Origin of the sequence: Corynebacterium nasorum (assembly GCF_030229765.1) — a bacterium.
Lineage (GTDB): Bacteria > Actinomycetota > Actinomycetes > Mycobacteriales > Mycobacteriaceae > Corynebacterium > Corynebacterium kefirresidentii.
Genome location: NZ_JASPGY010000005.1, coordinates 135,706 through 156,600, shown reverse-complemented (window position 1 = coordinate 156,600; position 20,895 = coordinate 135,706). Strand labels below are relative to the sequence as shown.

Here is a 20,895-nt window from a genome sequence, read left to right as displayed (position 1 = left end):
CGAAATTGGACAACTGCGCGTCTCTCGAAAAAAGCTTGCTAAGCTGCCCAAAGCAGCAAAAGAAAAGTATTCGATCCCGCCTCGTGATTGCTTAAAGCCTTCCTACAACGGCTTAGAACAACCCGTGGCATAGACACGCCCGTTCAACCCTACATCTGTCCAGCTTAAAGGGCAAATACAAGACGTAACTTTTTCTCCAAGGAGTTCTTCCCCCACCGTGATTTCCCCATCACAAGCAAATCAGGCCTACTGGGATGGCGACGCCGCTAGCTACCATGCCGAGCACCCCGACTATCTTTCTTCCTTCTATTGGTGCCCAGAGATGCTCCATGAGGACCAAGTGCACCTGCTTGGCGACGTCTCGGATTCTTCCGTCCTCGAAATTGGCTGCGGGTCCGCACCGTGCACCGAGTGGCTCCAAACGCGTGCCCGCTTTGCCACTGGCTTCGATATCTCTCGCGGCATGCTCAACCACGCTGCTGGTGCACTTCCCTTGACGCAAGCCGATGCGCTGTCGCTCCCCTATGCCGCAGACTCCTTCGACGCTGCTTTCTCTGCGTTCGGCGCTTTTCCCTTCCTCGCTAATCTCGACTTAGCTCTACAGGAGGTCTCCCGGGTTCTTAAACCAGGCGGTCGTTTCGTCCTCTCAGCCACCCATTCCGTGCGCTGGATCTTCCCCGATGATCCTGCCGATTTAACGGCTGATATTAGTTACTTCGATCGCGCCTATCTGGAGCAAGACCGCGATGGCAACCTCACGTATGCGGAGTTCCATCGCACCATCGCCGATTGGTTCCAGGCCTTGCAGGGCAAAGGCCCGTTCCTTATCGAGGACGTCATTGAACCCGAGTGGCCGCAAGGCCTTAGCACCACCTGGGGCCAATGGTCCCCGGAGCGCGGCGAAATCTTTCCCGGAACGATTATTTTCGTCTGCCGCAATTCCCGCTAACCTATGGGCATGGTTTTGGACCGGATTGGCTTATTGATACGACGTGGCATTGCCTGGTGGATTGACAGTTTCCTAGCCGCTGCCATCGTCATGGTGGTGCGATGGGTAGTGAACGCGGTAGCCGACCATCCACTCACAGGAGAGACCTTAGAACTCTACAATGCCATTGCCGCCGCCGTGGTCTTTTACGCCTATCGGATATGGGTGGAAGCCACGAAATCCACCTCACTAGGCAAGTGGTCCCTCCAGCTAGAAATCGTTGCCACCCACCCAGGATTCTTCACCGCCTGCCTGCGTAATTCCTGGCTATTGCTCACAATGCTTACGCTGACAGGCTGGCCCGGAGTAATGCCGCTACTTTTAGCAATTCTCAGCATAAGCATGCTCGCTTTTGGTCAAACTCCCTTCGATATGCTGGCCAATTGCCTGGTGGAGCGTCGACCTCAGATAGACACGCCTTCTTTTCGTGGCCAGAGGTAATAAGCAAGTGCGAAAATAACCAACGCAGCAAACATCCACTCGGACGGAAAGAGGAACGCAAGCGCCGTGGAAGCGACCATCACCCCAGCGGCCGTTAATCTCCTTATCTTAGGGTTTGGCGCCACGCGCCCTATCATCATGGCCATCGAAAAGTAAGACCCGGCAAAAACCACGTACGAAATTCCATAGGCCTTATGCTCTTCAAGGAATTGGGCTAGCCCGAGGTCATTAATATCGGCTGCAAGGAAATTCACTTGCATGGCCCACAAACTTTCAAAAAAGCGGAGATTCCATTTATTTATTTTCTCTTCCAGAGTCACTGCGCAGTATTTCCCTTCCTAGTTTCTCCATGTGCACGCATAACTTTTTCCGCACAGAAAAGGCTACCTAAAAGTTACTGTGCATTTCGCCATAACTTCTGGACTTTGGGCTCGGCGTAGCCGGGGATACCCAGATTCTCGATAGCTTGTTTATTCCACGTCCCACGAACCTGGCCGTCCACCACAATGGCGCGGCGAAATACACCGCGGTTTCCAGGGGCAAGTATCTCGTGAACTTCTGAAGTCATCGCAAATGACCGATCTCGGTATCCCAGGATGTACTCGTCGAAAGCTCCCAATAAGAGCACCGAACGCTTTCTTCGCGCCTCGGCCATATCCATTACAACTTTCGAGACAAAGTCCGGGGATTCTTCTCCACACCGCTCGATGTCCGGCGGAAGGTTTTGAGCTGCTGGCCTAATTAGTCTTTGCGGTAGCTTTGTCCACCAAGCAAAGTCCCGCAGCGTAGCTGGGCCGTGAGTGCGAAAATACCGAGTCATCAACTCTGTGGTAGCGGCGACTTTGTCGCCGTTGTAAATCTCCTCTAACCCCGGCAAATCGGCCGGTGTAATCAGCTGATCAGCTCCGGAGTAAACGGCGTGACCGCTTTCCATGGCTACGCGCAGAACATGCCAGAAAGGCACCTCGGGCAACGTTGTGGTAGCCCGCTCCTTAAGCTCGGCACGCGAAAGCGGACGATCAATGAGCTTGTTTACCTTTGCCACTAACTCTGCGTCGCCCTTGCGCCGTTTAGCACAGAGTTCAGTTATCCAGCCTATGTCCTTGACAGAAGCCGCAAAAAGCGTATGACGCATGGGATACCCACGCACAATATTTCCGGCATCTGAGTGGTCTTGCGCCCGCAAGGCCAGCGATCGGCGCACGGAGTGCAGGTCTTGGCCTTGCATAACGCCGAAAGCCCGGATCACTTCCTCCGCACTCTCCCACCGCTGAACGGTTAAGCCTTGCGAGGCAAGCCTAAGGCGCGCCTTTTCTCGGCGAGAGAAAGAAGCTGCGCTAGTGGGCTGCGGCATCCCAATCCTTGCCTGAACCAGCGGAGACCTCCAGCGGCACGTTGAGCTCGATAGCAGAGTCCATCTCCCGCTCGAGAATTTCACGTACCTGGTCAGCCTCGCCAGGAGCGACCTCAACTACCAATTCATCGTGGACCTGTAGCAGCACGCGGGACTTCATGCCCTGCAATGCGCGGTCAACGCGAATCATTGCCACCTTGATAATGTCTGCCGCGGTACCTTGAATCGGTGCATTTAATGCGGCTCGCTCTGCGTTCTCGCGCGCTAGGCGGTTATCGGAGTTGAGCTCGGGCAAGTAGCGGCGGCGGCCGAAGAGGGTGGCTGTATACCCATCCTTACGCGCCTGGACCACAACTTCATCGAGGTATTTCTTTACCCCGCCAAAACGCTCGAAGTAGCTTTCCATGATGGACTTCGCTTCCCCAGCCGGGATGCCCAATTGCTGGGATAGGCCGAAGGCGGACAGGCCATAGACCAAACCATAAGACATTGCCTTAACGCGGCGGCGCAGCTCCGGCGTGACTTGGTCGACGGGGACGTCGAAGACTCGGGAGCCGACGTAGTTATGCAGGTCTTCGCCGTCCTTATAGGCCTCGATAAGCCCGGGATCTGCCGAGAGGTGTGCCATCACACGCATCTCAATCTGCGAATAGTCCGCGGTCATGAGTTCTTCGTAGCCCTCGCCTACGATAAACGCGGAGCGAATCTGTCGCCCAGCTTCGGTGCGCACCGGGATATTCTGCAGATTTGGCTCCGTCGAGGACAAGCGGCCAGTCGACGTCACTGTCTGATTAAACGTGGTGTGGATGCGACCGTCCGGCTGCACGGTCTTGATTAGACCTTCGAGGGTGGTTTTCATCTTTTGGTACTCACGGTGAGCCAAAAGGTGGTCTAAGAATGGGTGGGGATTCTTAACCGCGAGCTGTTCAATCTCCTTAGCCGCGGTAGAATAGCCGGTCTTTGTCTTCTTGGTCTTGGGCAGATCAAAAGTCTCAAAGAGTACGGTTTGTAGCTGCTTGGGTGAGTTGAGGTTGAGCTTATCGTCACCGGCAAGCTCGCGGGCGGCACGCTCTTGTTCGGCGACCTGCTCTACGAAGGCATCCTTTTGTGTTTCGAGAATGTCTACGTCAACAGCAATGCCGGTAGCTTCCATGCGCGCCAAAATGGTCACCAGGGGCAGCTCCAAGTCGGTATAAAGTTCGAAAGAATCAATCTCTTGGAGCTCTGCAGTGAGCCTTTCCGCCAATTCCATAATGGCTGCGGCTTGGTCCACCAAGGTGGAATCATCCAACAGGGAAAGCTGCTCCGTGGCGGCGCCGAGGGTCTTTTGGAGGTGGCGTTGGTAGACGTCGGCAAGCGCGTAAGTGCGTTGACCGGGCCGCAGCAGGTAGGCGGCAATGGCCGTGTCGTGGGCAATGCCGGCTAGCTCAATACCCCGACCGGCAAGCATATGGAAGGCGGCCTTCGCCTCGTGGAAATACTTCGGCGCATCGGAGGCCAGCCACTGCGCTAGGGCCTTATCGTCCGCGGCAGAAAGGTCGCCCAACTCCACTTGCAGCCCGTGGCGTTCCTGGTCTACGAAGGCAATGGCAGAAGCATCGCCCTGTCCTGGGTTTCCCTCGCCTTGGACATAGACCGCAACATGCTCTCGGCCTGGCAGCCACTGGGACAATGGCTCATCGTCGATGACTGTCTCTAACTCTTGGATTTCCTCGGTCTGCTCCGCTGCCTCAGCGCCGTCATTGGGAATGGCGGCCAGTACGCGATCGCGCAGGTTGGTGCCAAACTCGAGGTCATCGAACTTAGCGGCAACGTCCGCAACCTTCGCCTCCTGGAAAGCCAGATCGTCAGGGCCAACCTCTAGGTCCATATCCGTGATCATTTGGGTGAGCTTGCGATTCATCTGCACCTGATCGATGCGCTCGCGGAAATTATTGCCCACCACGCCCTTGATTTCTTCGGCGTGCTCAACCAGTGATGCCAAGTCCCCGTATTTAACAATCCACTTAGTCGCCGTCTTCTCGCCCACCTTGGGAATGCCCGGCAAATTATCGGACGGATCACCGCGCAATGCAGCAAAATCTGGGTACTGCGCAGGTGTGAGACCATACTTCTCTTCCACCGCGGCGGGCGTAAAGCGGTGGAGAGTGGATACGCCCTTCATGGGATAAAGCACCGTCGTGGAATCGTTTACCAATTGCAGGTAATCGCGGTCACCGGTGACGATGAGGGTCTCATAAGCCTGCGCCTCGGTCGCCAGCGTGGCGAGGATGTCGTCGGCCTCGAAATTCTCGCGGGAGAGGGTGGTAATCCCCAGCACCTCGAGCACCTCGCGGATGATGTCAACTTGGCCCTTAAATTCCTCCGGCGCGGCTTCACGCTGCGCCTTGTAGTCCGGGAACATTTCGGTGCGGAAGGTCTTTCGCCCTACATCGAATGCCACCGCGATGGCATCGGGCTTCTCCTCCGCCACGATATTGGAAAGCATCGATAAAAAGCCATATACGGCATTGGTGTGCTGGCCGCCCGAGGTAGAAAAGTTATCCACCGGCAGGGCGTAGAAGGCACGAAAGGCCATAGAGTGGCCGTCAATGAGCAGAATTCGAGGCTGTTTAGTAGTCACCTGCCCCATCCTAGAGAAGCGAGCCGACATACGAACACCCCGGTGCACATTTATTGGATGACGTGGGCATTCCCCCGCTTCCCCTACCCAATTAGGAATTCCCCTAGTCCCTGCGCTACTATTTTCACAGTCACAGGCAGCAAGCCTTGGCACTGTGGGCCCCTGTAGCCCAATTGGCAGAGGCAACGGATTCAAAACCCGTCCAGTGTGAGTTCGAGTCTCACCAGGGGCACAGATAGAAAAGACCTCGCATGTCCGGTAAATCGGAAAGCGGGGTCTTTTTTCATGTTCGCCCCTCCTACCGACGTGTAGTTGAACGGGTAGAAGCTTGCCAGGTTTTCAAGCTCTGGAAACATAGATAGGCCGCCAAAAAGCCACAAATACTAGCCTGTGTGACCCGTATGGCTTCCAAGCTCGCCAGTTCCGCCCTCAACGCGAGATAGCCAAAGCCGCAGGCAGAGGCGATGGAGTACACCCCCATTAACAGAAATCTCTTTCTAGTCGCCTTAGCTAACGTCTTTTTAAGGTGGAAAAAGGATGTAACCCACGAAAGGGCTGCTAGGGAGCGAATAAGTAGAAGTACACCCATTATCCACCGCCTCACGCGTGCATCCTCGATTCCGTCGAATGAACTGCGGTGAATAACGACAAAAGCGTCGACATAATCGTCGAACCGAACTATGCACAGAACTAAGCCAAGTACGGAAAGCATGAGAACGAAAGCAACAACCGTCAGGAACATTCCTTCGACCTTATCCCCTAGGTTGTCCCCAGACTTCTGTGTTTGATCACTAGACATTTCCCAAACCTCACATCTCGCCGCCTTGTGCTCGAGGCGTCATTTCAGCCGCCAGCGAAGCAATTTAGGACACCGATTCCAAAATTTAAGCACATTTCACGTTACATACCGTAAACTATACTTGACACTCTGACAAGCGACTCCTATTTTGGGCTTTGTAAATTTGGCATACCTTCCACATTGAGGAGATTTCATGAACCGATTGCGAATGGAAAGAATTAAAGCGATAGTTTTCACTGCTTTGACGCTTATTACATTGTTGGCAATGATGGCCGTGCAATCCCCTTCCCTAGCCTGGATACCCGTCGTGTTGGGTGGAGCCTCCGCTTGGTTTTGGTGGAAGGTGGATTATCTCTCCAAGCAGGGCGAAGATTAAAACCAAAACGCGCTTAGGTTCTCTCCCCTTATGGCGAAGAACCTAAGCGCTTTGGTGCAGCTAAAGCTTTAAAGCCTGATACTGCAAAATCCCTCTACCCAGTGCTTTAGCCCAACTCGGGCAGAGTCGGGAGGTGATACTTACGCAGGAGCGCGTTAATCTGCGGGATGGAAGCCTTCAGTTGCGGCAGTGCTAGTCCAATGAGGCCAGCCACCCCTGCGATGCCAAGGATTGCTCCTAAGATGGCAGGCTTCGAACTCGTACTAGAGCTCAACGCGGAGCCATCCGTGGCAGGTTGCGCGGTAGCGGCCGGCTTGCCATCGTTGTGTGCACGGGCGGTAAGCCACTGGTCCTTGCCCAGGACGCCCTGAGTCAGGCGGGTCTCGCCGATCCAGCCATACCACGGGTCTTGTGGGCGCTGGTTGTCAAAGCCACCACCCATGACCCACTGCAGGTCGCGCGGGAGGAGCCCCTCGGCGCCTACGGCATTGCGCAGGATGGGCGCGCCGTTGATGAACATTTCGACGCTATCGCGTTCGGGATCATTGACCACGGCGATATGCATCCACTCGTCTTTGGGAACCTCGTGGGACCACACGGTAGAGCCGCTTCCCTGCTTCGGCTCCGCCCACCAGCGCAGCTCGCGGAGGTTAGAGATACCGAACATGACGGTTGGGTCCGTGTCCTCGGAGCCGTCTACCAGTTTATTGATGGCAGAGTCACGGCTGAGCGCACTTCCCCAACCATGCTGTGCGCCGTTGAAATCCTCCGGAATCTTGACAAAGGATTCGAAGGTATATCCCTTGGTGGTATCGACGCTATTGGCAGCCGCGCCCTTATCGGTACGGAACTCGGCATTGCCAACTTTGCCGGCAGGGTCAGACCAGAAGAGGGAGCCGGCATCAGAGGACAACGGGTGATGGTCGGTGCTATAGGTCACCCTGTCTCCGAGCATGGCGCCAGCGCGATGCAGGTCGCTGCCAGAATCGCTGGCAATATCGGGGATGGTGGTGCCACGGCCGGCAACCGCGCCATCGACAAGCGCATGCCCATCCTTGTCCCGCGCTTCGCCCGGGCGCCAGTGGAATACCGTGTGGTCGTTTGTGGCAAAATCGTCCGCACCCTTAGGAAGCTCGTCCTCCGCAATGGTGTAGGGCCTATAGCCCTCAGCGGCGATGTCGCGGGCGCGTTGCGCTAGGTCCGGCTGGTGCCCCTCACCCACGGTGAATTCCGGCGCGAAAGAGGAAAAACGCTGTTCAAAATCGAACGGAATGCTATAGCTATCGCCCTTATCATCCAAGGTGAGCTTATCGAACTGCGTGAGCTCCTCATGCGGCTTTTGCGCCACCCACGGCGAAAGCGCGGTCATCTCCAGCTGCTTGCCCGTAAGGTCAAACTCGAGCACGCCCAATAAGCCATTGCCACCCTGGTAGGCCATCTGATAGTCCTGCAAGATGGAAACGACGTCATGTCCGGCATCGTTCTTGTCTACGCGGTACCCGGCGCCGTGGTGGTGGCCGCCCATCACAAGAAAGATCTGGTCATTGCTTTTGATGAACTTATCCCACAATCCCTTGCCATAGTCATCGGAATAGAAGACGTTTCCTTCACCATCGATATTGAGCGCCTCATGAGTGGTCACAATGACCGGAAGGTCTGGATGCTTATCAATGATGCCTTGCGCCCAGGCAATAGCCTTCTCATCAGCGCGCCAGCCCAGGGCTAGATTGAGATATTTCTGGCCTTCAGCTTCAAAGATATGTGCCTCGGAATCATTATTGACCGCGGTGTAGCGCTCTTGAAAAGTCTCCGGGTTGGCGGCCTTAGCGCGGTCGGCGCTAAACCACTTGTCATACGGGTGGGCTTCCGCACCTTCCACGTCCATATCGTGGTTGCCTGGCAGGATCGAATAGTTCAAGTCCGAATCGTCGAGGACCTGCATGGCCTTATCAGCCACCTGCCATTCGCCCTCCACGTTCCACTGGTCTACAACATCACCCAGGTGGGTGACGAAGTCCATGTTCAACTCGTCTTGATGGTCCACTAACCATTGGGTTTGCGCCAAGTAGGGTTCGCTGCCGTAGCGAGCTTGGGCCAGGTTGCCGGTCTCTGGGGTGGAATAGCGCGAATAGAACTGGGTATCCGGCAGTACACCGATGCTAAAACGAGAGCCTTCGCTTGGCGACGCCCCCTCCGCAGCACTTGCTGCCGGCACAAAAATGAGGTTTCCCACCACCGCGGTGACAGTCACCGCGGGCAGGACAAAACGATTCTTCATAGAGAGTCCTTGGTCACTGAAAAGGAATGTTTGCACGGGAGAAAGACGGGAATACGCAGGAAATAGTAGGCAGTCAATCTTTCAGTTAGTTGACACCTACGTAAACACCAGACTGAATAATGGGAAACTTATAGTTTCTTCCATATAGAACAGCCCTGACTGCGGGAGGCCGCGCCTACCATGCCCCAAACTGCATAGTTGCACTGAAGTGTATTATTCTGACAGAATATTCATGAACGAGGATTCGCCTCAATGATTGTTTCACCTCTACGGTCAGAGAAATCACGTCCCTTTCCGTGACGGATAACCAATCGCCTTTCAATGAAAGATATGCATCACTATTAACAGCGGTCCACATGGCCACCACCGGGAAGCACTTTCTCCCCGCCCGCCTAGGCCAGTCGCCCGCCACTCCAGCCCTCTCCCAGGTAGATTTTAAATTTATGCAATACATTTTGAACGCTATCCGCGGTGCCCTCATCGGCATGGCCGAACTTGTGCCCGGAATCTCCGGTGGCACCGTGGCGCTCATCGTGGGTATTTATGAACGCGCAGTCCACAATGCCAATGACCTCATCTCTGGTCGCTTCAAGAGAGTCGAGTGGAGCTTCCTTGTCTCCGTAGCAGTCGGCATGTTTATCGCAGTCTTCGCAATGTCCACCGTGCTATCTAACTTCGTGGAAAATCACGTATCCGCGTCCGGGGCACTATTTTTGGGCATGGTCGCCGTGTCTATTTTCGTACCACTGTCTATGCTGTCCAAGCAGGAGCGGTTGCGCCCTTCTTCCATCATTGCGTTTGTGATCGCCACTATTGCCATCTTCTTTATCACCGGCTTTACTTCCGAGCCGCATGAGAATCCCAGCCTTATCGTGGTTTTCTTTGCCGCCGCCATTGCTGTGTGCGCACTCATCCTGCCGGGCATTTCCGGCTCGCTCATCTTGTTGACCATGGGGCTGTACCAACCCATCATCGGCGCTGTATCGGATCGAGATCTTGGCACCATAGCCGTCTTTGCGCTGGGTGCCTTGTGCGGCCTCGCCGCGTTTATCAAGGTCTTGAACTTCTTACTGGATCATCACCGAGCCCCTACGCTGATGGCCATGGCAGGTTTCATGCTCGGTTCTTTGCGTGCACTGTGGCCGTGGGGTGCTGACCAGGATGCCTCCAGCGGCATTATCATCGGCATGTTCATCCTCGGCGCTCTTATCGTTTCCGCGTTCATTTTCATTGACCTGAAGAAAGCTCGCGCCATAGATGAAAGGACGGCGCAGAAATAATGCCGCGCACGTTTTCTCGCCGCGCTACAATTGCCGCGGTCCTTATCCCAACTTTGGGTTTAAGCGCTTGCGTCACCAACGAGGAAGATTCCACTCCAGAGGGCTGGGAAGAACCCCACACCACTGTAGTACCGGAGATTGCCGCCATGTATGACGACAATGATGGCGTCCTCACCGCTGGCACTAACCCGCCCTACGCGCCATTTCAGCTTAAGGATTCCCACGGAGCCCTCCAAGGCGTCGAGCTTGACCTAGCCCGCGCTGTAGCAGGTGTCTTGGGCCTCGATTTCCAGCCCTTGGAGCAGGACTTCTCCATGATCTTGCCGGCCGTGCAATCGGGCCAGATCGATATGGGTGTCTCCGGTTTTACGGATAACCCAGACCGCCGGAATGAATTCGACTTTGTAGACCACCTCTACGCCGGTATCCAGTGGGCCGAGCGCGTGGACGGGCCTAGGAAGGTCGACCCCGATAACCCCTGCGGATTGACAGTCGCAGTGCAGCGCACAACGGTCTCCGAAACCGATGATGTTCGCCCTAAGCAAGAAGCTTGTAATGGCGATCTCACCGTCTTGTCTTATGACACCGGAGATAACGCCGCGCTGGCCGTCCTGATGGGGCGCGCGGATGCCCTGTCTGCGGACTCCCCGGTCACAGCGTGGGCGGTCAATCGCTCTGAGGGAAAAATGCAGCAGGTAGGCGATATGTTCCAAGCCTCGCCGTATGGCTTCGCAGTTCCTAAAGATTCCGATTTGGGCAAGGCATCGGCCGCAGCGCTGCAGCACCTCATCGAAACCGGCGAGTATGCAGAAATTTTGTCCCGCTGGGGCATCGAGGATGGATTAATAGACCAGGCAATGATTAATGAAAGGCCGATCAATGGTTAATGAGAATGCGGCGACGCCGGCTACGGCCAAGCCTAAAGAAGAACCCGCGCAGATCGAGGCCCGCCCGCTGCGCCATCCATGGCGCTGGGTCTTCGCTGGCCTACTCATCGTGCTGGGAGTGTGGTTCATCATTGCCTCCGCCCGCAACGAGGCTTTTGGCTGGGGAACCTATTTCCAGTACCTCTTTGATAAGCGCATCGCGCTCGCTTCCCTGCACACCATCGCCATCACTATTTTGTCGATGATCATCGGCGTTATCGGTGGTGCCGTGCTTGCGGTCATGCGCATGTCACCTAACCCGGTGCTGCGCGCCGTCTCCTGGATTTTCCTCTGGGTATTCCGTGGCACGCCGATTTATGTCCAGCTGGTGTTTTGGGGTCTGCTCTCTGCCATCTACCAGTCCATCAACCTAGGCTTTACCGAGGTGTCTTTGCAGACCATCCTCACCAACGCCTTCTTCCTTGCGGTGATGGGCCTAGGACTTAATGAAGCGGCCTATATGGCTGAGATTGTGCGCTCGGGCATCACTTCCGTTCCAGAGGGCCAAAAGGAGGCCTCCAAGGCACTCGGCATGTCGTGGTGGATGACCATGCGCCGAACCGTCCTTCCGCAGGCCATGCGCATTATCATTCCCCCTACGGGCAATGAGTTTATTTCCTTGCTCAAGACCTCTTCCCTCGTGGTGGCCATTCCTTATACAGAGGAAATCTTCGGCCGTACCACGGATATTTCCGCCGCCCTTTTCCAGCCCATCCCGCTGCTATTGGTCGCGGCTTCTTGGTACCTCGTGGTTACTTCCCTACTTATGGTGGGTCAGTACTTCCTGGAACGCCGCTTTGAGCGCGGTGCAACCCGCGAACTCACCGGCCGCCAGCTTGCTGCTCTTGCAGATGCTGAAGGAACCATTCCCCGCAACGTATCCGTGATTTCGGAGGCTCAAAAATAATGGCTACTCCCATGATTTCTGCCCAGAACGTCCACAAGTCCTTCGGGCAGCTTGAAGTCCTCAAAGGCATTAACCTCGAGGTCCAAGCCGGCGAGGTGGCCTGCCTATTAGGACCTTCGGGGTCCGGCAAGTCTACCTTCCTGCGCTGCGTTAACCACTTGGACAAAGCAACGGCCGGGCGCTTATACGTCGACGGCGAGCTGATTGGCTACCGCGAGAAAAACGGCACCCTCTATGAGATCAGCGAAAAGGAAGCCGCCGAGCAGCGCTCCGATATCGGCATGGTCTTTCAATCCTTCAATCTCTTCCCCCACCGAACGGTGATTGAAAACATCATTGAGGCACCGGTGCAGGTGAAGAAAATCCCAGAGGAAACCGCCCGCGCCCGCGCCATGGAGTTGCTCGAGGATGTTGGCTTAGCCTCCAAGGCCAATAATTACCCCGTACAGCTCTCCGGCGGCCAGCAGCAGCGCGTTGCCATCGCTCGTGCGGTAGCCATGGATCCTAAGCTCATGCTTTTCGACGAACCCACGTCAGCCCTTGACCCAGAGCTTGTCGGCGAAGTACTACACGTAATGAAGGATCTCGCGGCCGAGGGCATGACCATGCTCGTAGTCACCCATGAGATGGGTTTTGCCCGCGAGGTGGCAGATAAAGTCTTCTTCATGGACGGCGGCGTGGTCATCGAGTCTGGTAGCCCCGCTGAAGTGCTGGATAATCCGCAACAGCCACGTACCAAGGACTTTTTGGCCAATCTACTCTAAGCCCATAGCACATGATTGACTGTGCAAAGGCCCGTCAGCTTCTGTCTCTGCAGAGGCGACGGGCCTTGTTCATGGTGGAGGTGTTTAACCGAGGCTCACCAGGCCGCGAACCAATGCGCTCGCTGCGCCCAGTCCGGCAACACTAAGCGAGAGCACGCGGGCTTTCTCCCGGGGCACACGCTGCGCGATGCGGGTGCCGGCCCAAATCCCGACGAACATTCCCATAACTCCGGCGGGCCACATTACCCAGGGCAAACCATCAAAGTGTGCCGCCCCCGTAAGCGTCTTTGTCATGACAGAAAAGAATCCGCCTACGACAAAAATGGGTTGCAGCGTAGCTGCGTACACTTGCTGAGGCCACTTTGCCGCTTGCGCGTAGACGGTAATAACTGGGCCTGCCACACCGGCCAAGGTATTGGTAAAGCCGCCGAGGATGCCCGCGGAAATAGCTGGGCCTTTGCCTTCCATTGCCGGGACAAACTTCTTGCCAAAGGTCACTACCGTCAGCGCGGCCAAAAGCGCAAGGCCCACAACGACCATAAGACCTGCTGTATCCATGCGCCTAATGAGCAGCGCCGCGGCCAAGGAACCAATCACCATGACCGGGGCTATGAGTCCAAATTTCTTCCAGCTGACATTCTCGCGCACGGAACAAGTGGTCAGCACCGCATTAATGCAGGCTAAAACGTTGATGACCAAGATTCCTTCTACCGGGCCCATAATCAGCATGAGAATAGGACCGCCGATGAGACCGAGGCCCATTCCAGATACTCGCTGGAGGGTCGAGCCTACGACCACAACGAGAAAAATGACCAGTGCTAGGCTCACTTTCGGTATTTCTCCTTTACCGCACGGCCTACGGCTTCAGGAAACATGCCGGTCACGTCCCCGCCAAACTTCGCCACCTGCTTACACAGTGAGGAACTGATATAGCCGTATTTTTCGTCCGTGAGCAGAAAGACGGTATCAATGCCGGAAAGGCGCCGATTCATCTGCGCCATAGGCAGCTCATATTCATAATCTAGGGAGCTGCGCAGCCCTTTCACCAAAACATCCACCCCATGCTCAGTGGTGTAGTCCACCAAAAGCCCAGAGCAGTAGTCCACCTTGATGGAAGAATCCACGCTCTGGCGAATTAGTTCCATACGCTCATCCACGCTAAAGAGCCCGGAGGGTTTGTCAGGATTACCGGTTACCAATACGGTGACCTCATCAAACATTTGCTTAGCGCGGTTAATGATGTCGACGTGACCTAAGGTCACGGGGTCGAATGATCCTGGGCACACGGCCTTAGTCATGCTTTTGTCACTTCCTTTTCTTCAGGGGTTTAGTCTTCGGGTTCCTCGCTGCCAGGGCGGGTATAGACCGCCATATCCATGCGCGCGATGCCAAAGGTACGCTTCTTCAGTTTCTGACCAGTGGGCTCAAAACCTGCAGGCCACGCAGTTGCCGCGGAATCAACGTGGCGCTCAATGACTACCATGGCGTGATCGCAGAGCACCGGTTCAATAGCGGCGATGAGCTCATCTACCTCATCAAAAGCATAGGGCGGGTCCGCCAACACCAAATCGAAGTGCCGCCGCGGGGCACTTCCCAGGTAGGTGCCTACCTTCATCTCTTGCACGCGCACGCCGGGGTGCTTGACGACGCCCATGTTATGCCGAATGATCTTCACCGCATCCGCCGAAGATTCCACTAGTACAATTTCTTCTGCTCCACGGCTAGCTGCCTCAAGGCCTAGTGCGCCGGAACCAGCAAATAGGTCAAGAACCGAAGAACCGGCAAAGCCCCAACGTGCCGCGAGGGATGAAAAAAGCCCTTCACGGGCACGGTCTGCAGTAGGCCGGGTTCCTTCGGTGGGCACCTTAATGGTGCGGCCGCGGGCCTCGCCGGCAATAATGCGCGTCATTTATTTTTCTCCAATCTCCATCAAAAGGTCTCCGGCTACCACGTCCCTCAAGCCAGCGACCACAATGCGGTATGCCTTGCTTAGTCCTGGGCTCGCTACGGAAGCAACTAGTTCCGTGGCGTCGACGATCGCGGGCGCGACGCCGATACCAACGGTGCCTCCCCCATTCACCTGGCAGCGGAAGATGCCTGCAAAGGGGGCAAGGACGTTCATGCTTCTAGGTTAACCTGTCTTAGTTCTTCTCCAAGTATTCCTGTTCGCTTTCACTCAAGTTGCGTGTGAGTTCCTCGGCCAACTCGGGATTGCGCATCACCATTGCGCGGGCATCCGTATGGGTGCGTTCCACAATGTCTTGGTCATCCGCCAGACTTAATAGCCGCAGCGTACGGTGTGTTCCGGACTGCATGGTGCCCAAAATGTCTCCCTCTTGGCGCTGACGCAAGTCGAGCTCGGCCAGCTCAAATCCGGACGAGGTTTGGGCAATCTGATTGATGCGGCGGAAGGACGGAGTGTTATCGCCTGCCATAGTGTGCAGAAGACAGATAGAGGCATTGCCGCCTCGTCCCACACGCCCACGCAGCTGGTGCAACTGGGAGACGCCGAAATGCTCGGCCTCACGGATGAGCATCACCGTGGCATTGGGAACATCCACACCCACCTCGATGACCGTGGTAGAGACCAAGACATCGATTTCTCCCCTAGCAAATGACGTCATAACCTCGTCTTTATTAGGCATCTTTCCATGCAAGATTGCTATGCGCAGCCCCTTAAACGGCCCGTTTTCTAGCTGCTCCGCAAGCTCTAGCACTCCGCCTTTTCCCTCAATGCGCGGGCAGACGATATAGGCTTGGTGGCCGTGGGCCACTTCCTCGCGAATCCGCTCGAGGGCGCGCAATACCCAGGTAGGGCGCCACTCAGCTACCACCGCTGACTGAATAGGTTTGCGGCCACCAGGCAGCTCAGTAAGGGTCGATACGGCAAGGTCGCCGAAGACGGTCATCGCGATGGTGCGAGGAATCGGCGTAGCCGTCATCACCAGTACGTGGGGACTTAGTCCCTCGTTAGCCTTCAGTCTCAGGCTATCGCGCTGCTCTACGCCGAACCGGTGCTGCTCATCTACTACCACTAGTCCAAGGTTGAAGAACTCCACTGTGTCTTGGATGATGGCATGGGTTCCAATAATGATGTCCGCATCTCCGGAAACGATATCCAGCAATGCCTGCCGTTTATCCGCAGTGCGCATCGAGCCGGTGAGAAGTACCACCGTGACGCCTTCAGGAACTGCGGTTCCGATGGAGGCAGCGTGCTGGGAAGCCAGCACCTCAGTAGGCGCTAGCAACGCCGCTTGAGTTCCTGCGTCAACAGCCTGCAGCATAGCGCAGGTAGCCACCATGGTTTTGCCCGAGCCGACCTCGCCTTGCAGCAAACGCATCATGGGCAATGGGCGGGCTAGGTCATCTTCAATCTCACTGATAACACGCCGCTGCCCTTGGGTGAACTCGAAAGGCAAATGGCTTAGCAGTTCTTCGCGGAAGCCGCCTAAGGTTGCCGGCATGGTCGGAGCGGTTCGAGCTTCCGCATCGCGCTGGCGCAATGCCATCACCAAGCCAATTGACAAAGCCTCGTTATATTTAAGCCTTTGGATAGCACGATAAGGCCCTGCCTTACCAGGCTCGTGAATTTCCCGCACCGCTTTATCCAGGCTGATTATCATTTGATAATCCAGTGGCTCTTCGATGGGCGGGGTCTTTGATAGGACGTAGTGAATAGCCCCCATGATGTACCAGGAGGTCACCTTGGACGTGGCTGGGTACACCGGGATCCATTCTCGTTCCAAAAGGAGCTGGTCGAGCCTCCCAAACTGTGAGAGGTTCCGCAATGAGCCGGTGGCCTTGGGCCGATTCTTCTTTCCAGATTCGGCCGCCGGCTGGCGGTAGCCATCCACTTCACCATCGGGACGGCCGAACGCATCGATTTCCACAAAGTCTGGCTGTTGCAGCTGCGGTTGGTTGCGGAAGAATTTGAGCTTGCCGCTCATCATGACGCGCTGTCCGCGATGCAGCATGCGCATGACGTAATTGGCATTGAAAAAAGTCGCCATAATGCTGTCATCGAGCTGCACATTGATGATGGTGGTCTTGCCCCTGTCATGCCGGTTGAAGCCGGTAATAGTCCCGGTAACGGTGACGATATCGCCCTCCGCAGCGTCTCCTAGGCCAACGTCCTTGTTGTGGCGAATATAGTCTCGCGGATAGTGAGCCAAAAGCTCACCGCAGGTCTCATACCCCAACGCCTTGGTAATCTTCGCGGCGTCTTTCGCCCCAAGAACCTCCGTCAACGGTCGGTTGTCCTGCCAGCCGAGCATTGCTACTCCACTCCGATTTCGGTTGCAATATCCGGAACGTTAAGCGCCACCACATCCACATGTAGCTGTTGGCCCAAATCCTCCTCATCTACGTCAAGGGCACTTAAGATGGTGACCTGCTCCCCGCCTTCTGCCAAGAGATCGCGACAGGTGGCGCTGATTGACGCAAGGGTTTCCTGGCTGGGATGAGCTACGCGCATGGAATTGGCTGCATCGCGCATAGCAGCGACCACAGCACCCGTATCTGGGTTATTAGGTTCATTGACAGAGATAGCGGCCAAGGCAGCAACTAGCGACTGTGCAGGCACTACTCGCCCGGCACCAGTCTGCGAACTCAGCCCCGTAACTAGAACAATGTCCTCATCTTCGGCCGCAATGGGTTTCTCCGGTGGCACAACGGTAACGCCCGCAGATTCCAAAAGATCGGTAATAGGCCCGTCCGGCGCGGCTGCGTATACTCGGCGAGCAACTGATTCTTCGGCGGCGGGTTCGGTGGGAGCCGGCAGCACCTCAAGGTGCAAGTTTGTCACCTTTCCTTTAGCAAAGGCGGTTTCAATGACGGTGCCCGCCTGCGGAGAGTGGATATGCACATTAGCGCTGTCCTCGGTAGCGCGAGCGATGACCAAGCTATCTCCCATCGGTGCAATTGCCGCCTGCAGCGCGTCGATATCTCCTTCATAGAAAAAGACCACTTCCAGCACGGTGACTTCTTCTGGGGCGGGTAGACCTGCATGCCCAGTAGAGCCCTCAATCTCCGCGAGAAGGGACTCTAAGAGAATCACGAGGCCGGCTCCGCCAGCATCCACTACTCCAGCCTCCTGCAGGGCTGGCAATTGCGATGGGGTGCGCTCTAGGGCAGTCCGAGCGGCCGAGATTGCGCCGCTGACGATGCCGTGCAAGGTCGCGCCAGGACGCGCCGCGGAGTCGTCGGCGGCTTCCGCTGCTGCACGCAAAACCGTAATAACCGTGCCTTCCACCGGCTCGGCGATGGCTAGGTCCACCAACTCCACGGCCTGCTGCAAAGAACGGGCAAAAACGGAGCCGTCAATAACTGAGTCCACCGTGGACTCCGCTACGCCGCGCAGAACCTGAGACAACACCATGCCCGAATTTCCGCGTGCCCCACGCACCGCCCCACGCGCGAGGGAATCAGCTACATCGCCACCTTTGTCGAGCTCCGCAACCGCTGCTTCCATGGTGTGCGCCATATTTGAACCAGTATCCGAATCCGGTACGGGAAACACATTGAGGGCGTTAATTTCCTCGCGGCGATGGGTTAATTCCCCCACGGCGCGGGTAGCCCAATTGCGCAGACCGCAGGAATCCAGCGTGCTGGGATATGACATGCGCAATAGTTTACAAGCGCCAGTCTATTTCCTGCGCGCCTTGGTCCCGCAAAAGGGCGTTTGCCCGGGAAAAGGGCCTAGAACCGAAAAAGCCACGGCTGGCAGAAAGCGGTGAGGGGTGTGGAGACTTGATGCACGGGACGTCGGGAAGAAAGCGCTCACACGCTTGCGCATCGCGGCCCCAGAGGATCGCCACCATGGGGCTGCGGTTGAGCGCGCGGATGGCAGCCTCGGTGATTTCTTCCCATCCGATGCGACGGTGCGAGCCTGCTTGGCCTGGGGCTACGGTCAGCACCCTGTTAAGTAGCAATACGCCTTGGTCAGCCCAAGCACTCAAATCGCCGTCCTCTCGGCCGTTGATCCCCACATCATCGTGAAGTTCACGGTAAATATTGACCAAAGAACGCGGGGGCTTCACGCCGGGGCGAGTAGAAAAGGCCATGCCCATGGCATGCCCTGGGGTGGGATACGGGTCTTGGCCCACGATGAGCACACGGACCTCATCCAGTGGCATGCGCAGCGCGCGACAAACATCCTCAGCTGGGGGCAGATATTCCTGGCCCTCAAGGGCGTGAGAAATCCGTGGCCATTGCTCTTCTATTACCGGCGCCAGCACCGGCTCCCATGAAGGGTGATAGGTGGGGTGCATATTTAAAAGCTTCGCCAGCCTTTCTGATAGCTCGGTGTCTTTCCTCCCACCGTAACCCCGCAGCCCCGAGTTACGGTGCCAATTTTCCGGAATCCGGAGGGGGTGTCTTTCGCGGTCGTGCCTATTAATGTGTGGTCTTCACCGCCGCTTAGCACCCATTCCCACGGGTCACGGTCCACAAGGTCTGCGGCCTGGCACAGCAAATCTTCCGGCTGCAAAGCCTGCGGATCCAAATCCATATGCACGCAAGAGTGTTCAGACATCGTGGTGCAGTCTTGGATCAAGCCGTCGGAGTTATCCGTCATGGCGGTAACCCCAGCGGCGCGGGCAATGACACCGCGGCCGGGATTGAGCCAGGGTGCGCAATGGGCGTCAATAAGCGGCTGGAGGTGCTCGTACCCAGCGGGGAGCTGTCGGCCGAAGCGCTCTAACAAGGCCAAGCCGGCGGCCGAGTGGCCAATCTTGCCATGCGCTACCACGTGCTGGCCTGCCCGCGCACCGTCCAAGGTCAGGGCAGGAAGGCTGCCGCCGAGGAAACCCACGGCCGAAATGTTGATGACCAAAAGATCAGACTTCGTGAGGTCACCGCCCACCAACTCGGCATTATAGAAAGAGCTATGCTCCGCAATGCCCTCAGCGATGCCCCGCACAAAGGACACTGGGGTATCACCTGGCGCGGCGATGGCTAAAAGGGCAGCAACGGGTCGCGCCCCCATGGCTTCAACATCGGCGAAGTTGCGCAAGATAGCTTTCTTACCAATCTCGCGCGGGGTAGACCACTCGCGCAGGAAATGACGCCCCTCCACCATCAAATCCGTGGCTGCCACGGTGCGGGAATTCGGTGGTGCGCTAGGCAATACCGCCGCGTCATCTCCGTTGAGCCTGCTCGAGGCCACAGAGGTAATTTCCCGAATGGCGTTGCGTTCTCCCACCTCTGCGAGAGTCTGAGTTAAGTTCACCAGCGTCCTTTCGATACTATGAGCCCTTATGACATCCCAATTTAACCGCACCGCGATCTTCATTTCACTTGGGTTGTCCATAGTGATGGTTCTGGCGGTCCTCTTCGGCGCAAAGTACGTATTCAATAACATCGCCAAAGCACCCGTGGCGGTCTCCCCCGTGGAATCCAAGGAAGCAGATTCACAAGCCTGCCATAGCTTTATCGACTCCCTGCCGGATAAGGTCATGGATAAGCCGCGCGCAGACATTGCCGAGCCTGTGCCCTCCGGTGTCGCTGCGTGGGCAGCTAACTCTGAGGATAAGGTCACCGTGCGCTGCGGCGTGGACATGCCTTTCCAGTACACCGAGTATGCCCAGACCCAAGACCTAGAGGGAGAAAAGTGGTACAAGGTGCGCGATGCCACGCCGGGATCCAACCTAACCACCTGGTATGCGGCGCAGCGCTTCCCTATCGTCGCCGTTACTGCCCCCACCGACGCCGAGCCGGGCGAGCTTAACGACGCCCTCTCAGCACTCAAAGAAAAGCCTGCCCCCGCTCATAAGGCTCCGCTCAAGGAGCTCAAGGCGGGCGATGACCAAAGGTGCGCCGATATAGAAAAGGCCCTGCCTGATTCGGTGGCCGAAGGCTACCACCGCCGCGAGGTTGCGGAGAAGAATACCTTTGTGTGGAGCGCCGATGGCCGCGAAGACATCGTGGCCCGTTGCGGTGTGGCCAAGCCCGAAAACTATCGTGCTGGGGTCAAGCTGCAGCAAGTCAACGAGATTCCGTGGTTCGAGGACACCACCTTGGCCCATGGCACCACAGCCGGCACGTGGTTCGCCCTGGGCCGCGACAACTACCTAGCACTGCACGCCCCACAGGATGCCGCGCAAGCGGCACTGGTGGAGATTGGCGGTGTGCTTGCCAAGCACACCGCTGAAAAGTAGAAA

General features: G+C 56.5%; 19 protein-coding genes and 1 tRNA gene. 8 read left to right on the top strand and 12 right to left on the bottom strand.

Going from position 1 to position 20,895, the window contains the following annotated elements:
• Positions 1–217 precede the first annotated feature (217 nt).
• Together QP904_RS06910 and QP904_RS06905 are read left to right on the top strand one after the other, a co-directional pair.
• Entirely contained in the window at positions 218–949 is a 732-nt protein-coding gene (locus tag QP904_RS06910) for a class I SAM-dependent methyltransferase (RefSeq protein WP_284835789.1), read from the top strand.
• A 9-nt stretch (positions 950–958) separates the two neighbouring features.
• Positions 959–1,429: an RDD family protein gene (locus tag QP904_RS06905; RefSeq protein ID WP_284835788.1), complete on the top strand. Its 471-nt coding sequence runs from the start codon at positions 959–961 to the stop codon at positions 1,427–1,429.
• Here QP904_RS06905 and QP904_RS06900 read toward each other — a convergent pair.
• From QP904_RS06900 to polA, 3 genes are all read right to left on the bottom strand, one after another.
• Positions 1,393–1,749 carry a hypothetical protein gene (locus tag QP904_RS06900; protein ID WP_284835787.1) on the bottom strand — a complete coding sequence of 119 codons (357 nt, stop codon included), beginning with the start codon at positions 1,747–1,749 and terminating at the stop codon, positions 1,393–1,395. The genes QP904_RS06905 and QP904_RS06900 overlap by 37 nt on opposite strands.
• Before the next feature lie 74 nt (positions 1,750–1,823).
• On the bottom strand, positions 1,824–2,678 hold the full coding sequence (locus QP904_RS06895; protein WP_284835786.1) for a DNA glycosylase AlkZ-like family protein: 855 nt from the start codon (positions 2,676–2,678) through the stop codon (positions 1,824–1,826).
• An 88-nt stretch (positions 2,679–2,766) separates the two neighbouring features.
• The gene (gene polA, locus QP904_RS06890) at positions 2,767–5,415 is read right to left on the bottom strand and encodes a DNA polymerase I (RefSeq protein ID WP_200289043.1); all 2,649 of its coding nucleotides are present in this window, start codon (positions 5,413–5,415) and stop codon (positions 2,767–2,769) included.
• Between the two features lie 149 nt (positions 5,416–5,564).
• Here polA and QP904_RS06885 point away from each other — a divergent pair.
• Positions 5,565–5,638 (top strand) — tRNA-Leu (locus QP904_RS06885).
• A 1,049-nt stretch (positions 5,639–6,687) separates the two neighbouring features.
• On the opposite strand, the gene QP904_RS06880 is transcribed toward QP904_RS06885, so the two are convergent.
• The gene (locus QP904_RS06880) at positions 6,688–8,859 is read right to left on the bottom strand and encodes a LamG-like jellyroll fold domain-containing protein (protein WP_284835785.1); all 2,172 of its coding nucleotides are present in this window, start codon (positions 8,857–8,859) and stop codon (positions 6,688–6,690) included.
• 443 nt (positions 8,860–9,302) lie between these two features.
• Between QP904_RS06880 and QP904_RS06875 the strand changes: the two genes are divergently transcribed.
• Genes QP904_RS06875 through QP904_RS06860 form a run of 4 tightly spaced genes read left to right on the top strand, consistent with a single transcriptional unit; the run spans position 9,303 to position 12,736 of the window.
• Complete coding sequence (locus QP904_RS06875; protein ID WP_248098845.1) at positions 9,303–10,139, top strand: DUF368 domain-containing protein; 837 nt, start codon at positions 9,303–9,305, stop codon at positions 10,137–10,139.
• Positions 10,139–11,026, top strand: a complete 888-nt coding sequence (locus tag QP904_RS06870; protein WP_248098847.1) for an ABC transporter substrate-binding protein — start codon at positions 10,139–10,141, stop codon at positions 11,024–11,026. Before QP904_RS06875 ends, QP904_RS06870 begins: the two co-directional genes overlap by 1 nt.
• The gene (locus QP904_RS06865) at positions 11,019–11,972 is read left to right on the top strand and encodes an amino acid ABC transporter permease (RefSeq protein ID WP_023021665.1); all 954 of its coding nucleotides are present in this window, start codon (positions 11,019–11,021) and stop codon (positions 11,970–11,972) included. Before QP904_RS06870 ends, QP904_RS06865 begins: the two co-directional genes overlap by 8 nt.
• A complete protein-coding gene (locus QP904_RS06860; RefSeq protein ID WP_275436463.1) occupies positions 11,972–12,736 on the top strand; it encodes an amino acid ABC transporter ATP-binding protein in 765 nt (254 codons plus the stop codon). Before QP904_RS06865 ends, QP904_RS06860 begins: the two co-directional genes overlap by 1 nt.
• A gap of 84 nt (positions 12,737–12,820) precedes the next feature.
• Here the strand turns inward: QP904_RS06860 and QP904_RS06855 are convergent, their stop codons facing one another.
• The 8 genes from QP904_RS06855 to QP904_RS06820 are packed head-to-tail and all read right to left on the bottom strand — an operon-like array spanning position 12,821 to position 20,045.
• Positions 12,821–13,564 carry a sulfite exporter TauE/SafE family protein gene (locus tag QP904_RS06855; RefSeq protein ID WP_284835784.1) on the bottom strand — a complete coding sequence of 248 codons (744 nt, stop codon included), beginning with the start codon at positions 13,562–13,564 and terminating at the stop codon, positions 12,821–12,823.
• Positions 13,561–14,034 carry a pantetheine-phosphate adenylyltransferase gene (gene coaD, locus QP904_RS06850; RefSeq protein ID WP_023021668.1) on the bottom strand — a complete coding sequence of 158 codons (474 nt, stop codon included), beginning with the start codon at positions 14,032–14,034 and terminating at the stop codon, positions 13,561–13,563. The genes QP904_RS06855 and coaD overlap by 4 nt, the downstream gene beginning before the upstream one ends.
• A gap of 29 nt (positions 14,035–14,063) precedes the next feature.
• Entirely contained in the window at positions 14,064–14,645 is a 582-nt protein-coding gene (gene rsmD, locus QP904_RS06845) for a 16S rRNA (guanine(966)-N(2))-methyltransferase RsmD (protein ID WP_023021669.1), read from the bottom strand.
• Positions 14,646–14,858 (bottom strand): hypothetical protein, encoded by a 213-nt coding sequence (locus QP904_RS06840; RefSeq protein WP_023021670.1) that lies wholly within the window; start codon positions 14,856–14,858, stop codon positions 14,646–14,648.
• Positions 14,859–14,877: 19 nt separating this feature from the next.
• Positions 14,878–17,010: an ATP-dependent DNA helicase RecG gene (locus QP904_RS06835; RefSeq protein WP_284835783.1), complete on the bottom strand. Its 2,133-nt coding sequence runs from the start codon at positions 17,008–17,010 to the stop codon at positions 14,878–14,880.
• Between the two features lie 2 nt (positions 17,011–17,012).
• Positions 17,013–18,356 carry a DAK2 domain-containing protein gene (locus QP904_RS06830; RefSeq protein WP_284835782.1) on the bottom strand — a complete coding sequence of 448 codons (1,344 nt, stop codon included), beginning with the start codon at positions 18,354–18,356 and terminating at the stop codon, positions 17,013–17,015.
• Between the two features lie 10 nt (positions 18,357–18,366).
• Positions 18,367–19,005, bottom strand: coding sequence for a uracil-DNA glycosylase (locus tag QP904_RS06825; RefSeq protein WP_023021673.1), 639 nt, complete (start codon positions 19,003–19,005; stop codon positions 18,367–18,369).
• Positions 19,006–19,007: 2 nt separating this feature from the next.
• On the bottom strand, positions 19,008–20,045 hold the full coding sequence (locus QP904_RS06820; protein WP_086588490.1) for a thiamine-phosphate kinase: 1,038 nt from the start codon (positions 20,043–20,045) through the stop codon (positions 19,008–19,010).
• Between QP904_RS06820 and QP904_RS06815 the strand changes: the two genes are divergently transcribed.
• Entirely contained in the window at positions 19,993–20,892 is a 900-nt protein-coding gene (locus QP904_RS06815; RefSeq protein WP_023021675.1) for a DUF3515 domain-containing protein, read from the top strand. The two genes, QP904_RS06820 and QP904_RS06815, sit on opposite strands and share 53 nt — an antisense overlap.
• Positions 20,893–20,895: the final 3 nt, after the last annotated feature.